Source organism: Rhodococcus sp. EPR-134 (genome assembly GCF_001647205.1).
In the GTDB taxonomy this organism is placed as follows: domain Bacteria; phylum Actinomycetota; class Actinomycetes; order Mycobacteriales; family Mycobacteriaceae; genus Rhodococcus_F; species Rhodococcus_F qingshengii.
Window position 1 is genome coordinate 1 of the sequence record NZ_LVCT01000717.1, and the last position, 4,617, is coordinate 4,617.

The 4,617-nt window shown below is 62.6% G+C and carries 4 protein-coding genes and 1 pseudogene; 2 read left to right on the top strand and 3 right to left on the bottom strand.

Going from position 1 to position 4,617, the window contains the following annotated elements:
- Positions 1–328, top strand: a pseudogene (locus A2J01_RS31040) (citrate:proton symporter); the annotation flags it as partial.
- 6 nt (positions 329–334) lie between these two features.
- On the opposite strand, the gene A2J01_RS31045 reads toward A2J01_RS31040, so the two are convergent.
- Complete coding sequence (locus A2J01_RS31045; protein ID WP_042924169.1) at positions 335–1,522, bottom strand: nitric oxide synthase oxygenase; 1,188 nt, start codon at positions 1,520–1,522, stop codon at positions 335–337.
- A gap of 235 nt (positions 1,523–1,757) precedes the next feature.
- On the opposite strand from A2J01_RS31045, the gene A2J01_RS31050 reads away from it, so the two are divergent.
- Entirely contained in the window at positions 1,758–2,918 is a 1,161-nt protein-coding gene (locus A2J01_RS31050) for a globin domain-containing protein (RefSeq protein WP_003944359.1), read from the top strand.
- 3 nt (positions 2,919–2,921) lie between these two features.
- On the opposite strand, the gene A2J01_RS31055 is transcribed toward A2J01_RS31050, so the two are convergent.
- The gene (locus A2J01_RS31055) at positions 2,922–3,668 is read right to left on the bottom strand and encodes an FAD-binding oxidoreductase (RefSeq protein ID WP_003944435.1); all 747 of its coding nucleotides are present in this window, start codon (positions 3,666–3,668) and stop codon (positions 2,922–2,924) included.
- Between the two features lie 16 nt (positions 3,669–3,684).
- A partial coding sequence (locus tag A2J01_RS31060; protein ID WP_064114268.1) for an FAD-binding oxidoreductase occupies positions 3,685–4,617 on the bottom strand: 933 nt, incomplete at its 5' end.

A 4,617-nucleotide genomic window follows, 5' to 3' on the forward strand; every position in this document is an offset into this window, starting at 1 on the left:
GATGGGCCCGCACCTCGCCGTCATCACGGGCGTCCTGAGTATCCCGCTCACGTTCTTCATGACCAACGACGCGTTCTACTTCGGTGTGCTGCCGGTGCTGTCCGAGACTGCAGCGCAGTACGGCATCGAGCCGGTGGAGATGGCGCGCGCCTCGATCACCGGGCAGGCCGTGCACATGCAGAGCCCGCTGGTCCCGGCGATCCTGCTACTGGTCACACTCGCCGGTGTTTCTCTGGCGGATCACCACAAGAAGGTTCTGTGGCGAGCGGGCCTGATCTCGATCACGATGCTCGTGGTCGGCGTCGGATTGGGGCAGATCCCCTTCTGAGCGCGATCAGTTGTGGAAGGGGCACCGGCCTTGGTCGGTGCCCTTCTTCTTTTTTGTCACGAAATTGGGCCGGATGTCGAGATCGGGCTCGTCGTACAGGCGGTGGAACGTCGGCGTGAGCGAGCTGGACATGGGCGGGTTCACCCATGACCAGTCGGTCGGGCACTTGCGCCCGGCCTTGTCCTCACGCGCGATGTGATCGATGAATTGCTTTGCGACAGTGTGATGGTCGACCATGATGACGCCGGCCTTGCGGTAGCTGTGGATAACTGCACGGTTCAGTTCGACCAGTGCGCGGTCCTTCCAGAGCGTGCGGTCGTGGCTCATGTCGAGCTCCATCATCGCTCCGATGGTGGGCAACATGTTGTAGCGATCGGTGTCGCTGAAGTTGCGTGCGCCTACCTCGGTGCTGACGTACCAACCACTGAACGGCGTGCAGGGATAAACGATTCCGCCGATGTCGAGGTTCATGTCCGAGACCGCAGGGACGGCATGCCATTTAAGCCCCAGATCAGCGAACCAGCTGTATTCGGGATGCTCGATCTCGACCTCGAGAACCAGGTCGGTCGGGACGTCGAAGTACTGCAGGGGTTCGTCGGGAACCGAAATCAGCACGGGGAGAACGTCGAACGGCGTACCGGCGCCCTTCCACCCCATGGCGGTGACCTGAGCAGTCAGATCGACGTGCCACGGGTCGCCCAGGATGGTGCCGTCAGGCTGCCGGTAGCCGGCGTAGCGGATCAGTTGCGGGCTGAGGATTCGGTACTCCTGACCGTCCTCGCGGGGGAGTGGCCCGACCGTCACGACCGACTGCAGAGCGCCGCCGTTGGTCGACAGTCGCAGGTGCTCCCAGCATGCTTCGGCGAGAGCGGAAGCCGTGACGGCATCGCGCGCGTCGATGAGTTTGAGGGTCCGCCAATGCGCGCGACCGACGCACCTGGCGTGGTTTCGCCACGCGAGTTTGGCGCCGACGAGCAATTCCTCTGCTGTGTGCGTGTAGGTGCCGGTCCGATGGAGTTCACGCAAGGCCTCACGCCGCCGAGACGTCGGGAGGTGTCCCAGTTCCGGAGAGTCGAAAAATTCGACGCACTCGAGTTCCCGACGTTGAAGCTCGGTCAGCGTCGGGGTAGTGGAGGCGATCTGGGACGTAAGCCCGCTATCGGTGGGCAATTCGTCCTGTCGAACAAAATCCACGGCACGACTCCTGTTTGGCTGGTTGAGATTTCGCTGAACGTTAGCTCGGCGATCGAGAGTGTCGAAGCTCTTGTTTATCTTGCACGCAAGAATAAGAAAGGGACGGTCACACCGCGAAATGGGGTCGCATTGTGACACTTGTCCAGAATGATTTACGAGTCAGACATTTGTGACATAAGCTGCAGACGAAATTCCGCGGCGGGTCTTGCCGCGTCTAGTCGGGACGAGGATGAGCGTGGATTCGCAAGCAATCTCTCTGGTCCGGTCGAGCTTCAAATCCGTCGCTGCGGTAGAAGATGGTCCGGAACGGCTCGCCCGTACCTTCTATTCGATCCTGTTCGCTCGATCGCCCGAAACCCGGGAGTTCTTTCCGGCAGCGATGGATGTGCAGCGTGACCGGCTTGTCAGCGCTATCGCTCACGTCGTCGAACGCCTCGACGAGTCCGACGCGATACTCGAGTACCTCGCACAGCTCGGCCGCGATCACCGTAAGTACGGCGTCACCGACGAGCACTACACGGCAGTCGGCAATGCCTTGATCGAAGCACTCGAGACCTTCGGTGGCGCCGAAATGTGGACCGACGAGGTCGACAGCGCGTGGCGTAACGCGCTCGCGATCATCTCGGCGGCGATGATGGATGCCGCCAACGCGGAAGACGGTCCGCCCGCGTGGAGTGCCACGGTCATCGAATGCCGCCCGGTCATCAAGGGCGTCGCCGTCGTGCGGCTGCAACTCGACCAGACGATGGAGTACCGCGCCGGTCAGTACGTCAGCGTGCAGGTCGCCGCGAGGCCACGGATGTGGCGCTACCTCTCTCCGGCCACGCCGTACGACGGGACCGGAATCCTCGAGTTCCACATCCGCCAGGTCACCGGCGGGTGGGTCAGCCCGGTCATGGTGAACCAGACCGCTGTCGGTGACACCTGGGTGGTCGGTTCGCCCATCGGCGCCTTGGGGATTCCGGAGAACTCCAAGGACCTTTTGATGATCGCGTCGGGAACAGGTGTCGCGCCTCTTCGCGCTCAGATCCTCGAACTGATCCGACGCGGCAACACCCGCAAGGTCCAACTGTTCTACTCCGGACAGCATCCGTGCGATCTCTACGACCTTCCGCATCTGTGGAAGCTGGCCGAGAAGTACCCGTGGCTCACGATCATCCCGGTCTCCGAAGAAGACGAGAATCCGTGGTGGCACACCGAAGCGGAGCCACTGCCGCCGATCGGCATGAAGCGGCGCATCGTCGGCAAGGTCGGTAAGGTCGTGACCTCGTTCGGGGACTGGGCGGGCTACGACATTCAGGTCGTCGGCAGCGAATCCATGGTCAACAGCACCAAATTCAGGCTTCGCGCAGTGGGCATCGACGTCGACACCGTTCGCAACGACCCGACGTACTGACCGTCAGTACGGATCGAACTGAATGACCTCGGCCGGCGTTCCGGCCTCGATCAATCGATCACGCGTCGACCGAACCATGGCCGCCGATCCGCACACCAGGACCTGATGTTCGGTGAATGCACCGTACGACGCGACGACGTCGGCGAGCGTGCCTTCGATGAGATGATCGTCGCCGAATCCGATGTCGACGTTCAACCGGTCGAACCATCCGTCGGGCGGGCCGCCGTCGGAGAGATCTTCGACGACAGGAATGGGCTGCAACCACGGAAACTGGTCGGCGAGCAGCCACAGCATGTCCGCAGCATAGAGATCACGAAGCGTTCGGCCACCGAAGAAGAGGTACACCTGCGGCGGGTTCGGGGTCTGAGCCAGATCGAGAATGATCGACCGGAGTGGGGCCAAACCGGTTCCGCCCGCGACCATGATGACGGTGGGGCCGTTCTCGTCGACGGACAGGTTGCCGCGCGGGTCGAGGATCTGCCAGACGTCACCAGGCTGGGTGTCCTTGACTATCGAACCGCTGACCCAACCACCGGGAACCGTCTTGACGTGAAACTCCAACTTCCCGTCGTGTGAGGGAGGCAGTGCGGGGGAGAGTCGACGGAGCAACCGCGAATTCTGCGGGACGCTGACGTCGACGTACTGGCCCGGTCGGAACGGGACGACGTCGCCGACAAGACGAACAACCGCCAGATCCTCACGGAGACGGTGATGTTCGACGACTGTGCTCGACCAGGTTCGCTGGGCCATGAAAGTACTCCTGTAGTCAGTAGAGCGGGTCGTGCCGGATCTGGTCGAGCGGAGTTCCGCCGGCACGCAAGGCGTAGACGGTTGTCTTGATCATCGACGGTGACCCCGAGATCTGCACCTGACGGTCGGCCCACGAACCGAACTGCGCGACCACTTTTCCGATCGGTCCGATCAGCCGGCTGTGCATTCCGAACGGTGGTTCGAGCACCGGTCCGTTGTGCCACCAAGGGTTTTCGGGTTCTTCGGAAACCGGTACGACGGTCAACCACGGGTTGCTGAGCGAGATGTGCCAGAGGGTTTCGAGGTCGTAGAGATCGCAGGGATAGCGGCCGCCGACGAACAGGTGCACGCGCGGGTTGTGCGCGCGTTGAGACATTTCCATCACCTGTGCCCGCAGTGGAGCGATACCGGTGCCGGACCCGATCATGAGAACGTCACGGTCGCTGGTGAAGTCGACCTCGAGGCCGCCGAGGGGAGTGGACATGACCCAGCGGTCACCGACGTTGGTTTCGCTGACGATCGCGGGGCTGACCCATCCTCCCGACACCTTGCGGATGTGGAACTCGAGCTGACCGAAAGGGTTGGTCGGAATCGCCGGTGAGTAATACCGCCACATTTTCGGGCGCTGGGGAATCTGAACACCTACGTATTGCCCCGCCCCGTACGGAATGGGTGGGTCGGCTTCGAGGCGAACAATCGCCAGATCGTCGAGGACTCGTTCGTGGCTGACCACGGTTGCGCCCCAGAGCGCCGGGGTCGTATCGGATTCGGCGCCGTCGGCCATCGTGCCGACGACGAGGTCGGTGAACTGAGACCAGGCCTCGTCCAGCTCCGGCGTCCACTTGTAGCGGCTGTGCGCGCTCGTGCCGTACATCGACCGAACCGCGCGCTTCAGAGCGACGCCGGCGGCCTCGTAGTGCTCACGCTCGACGCCGTAGCGACGGTGGTC

Bases quoted from the DNA above. Each gene is read 5' to 3' on its own strand.
- A2J01_RS31055 (WP_003944435.1), bottom strand. From the start codon at position 3,668: ATGGCCCAGCGAACCTGGTCGAGCACAGTCGTCGAACATCACCGTCTC.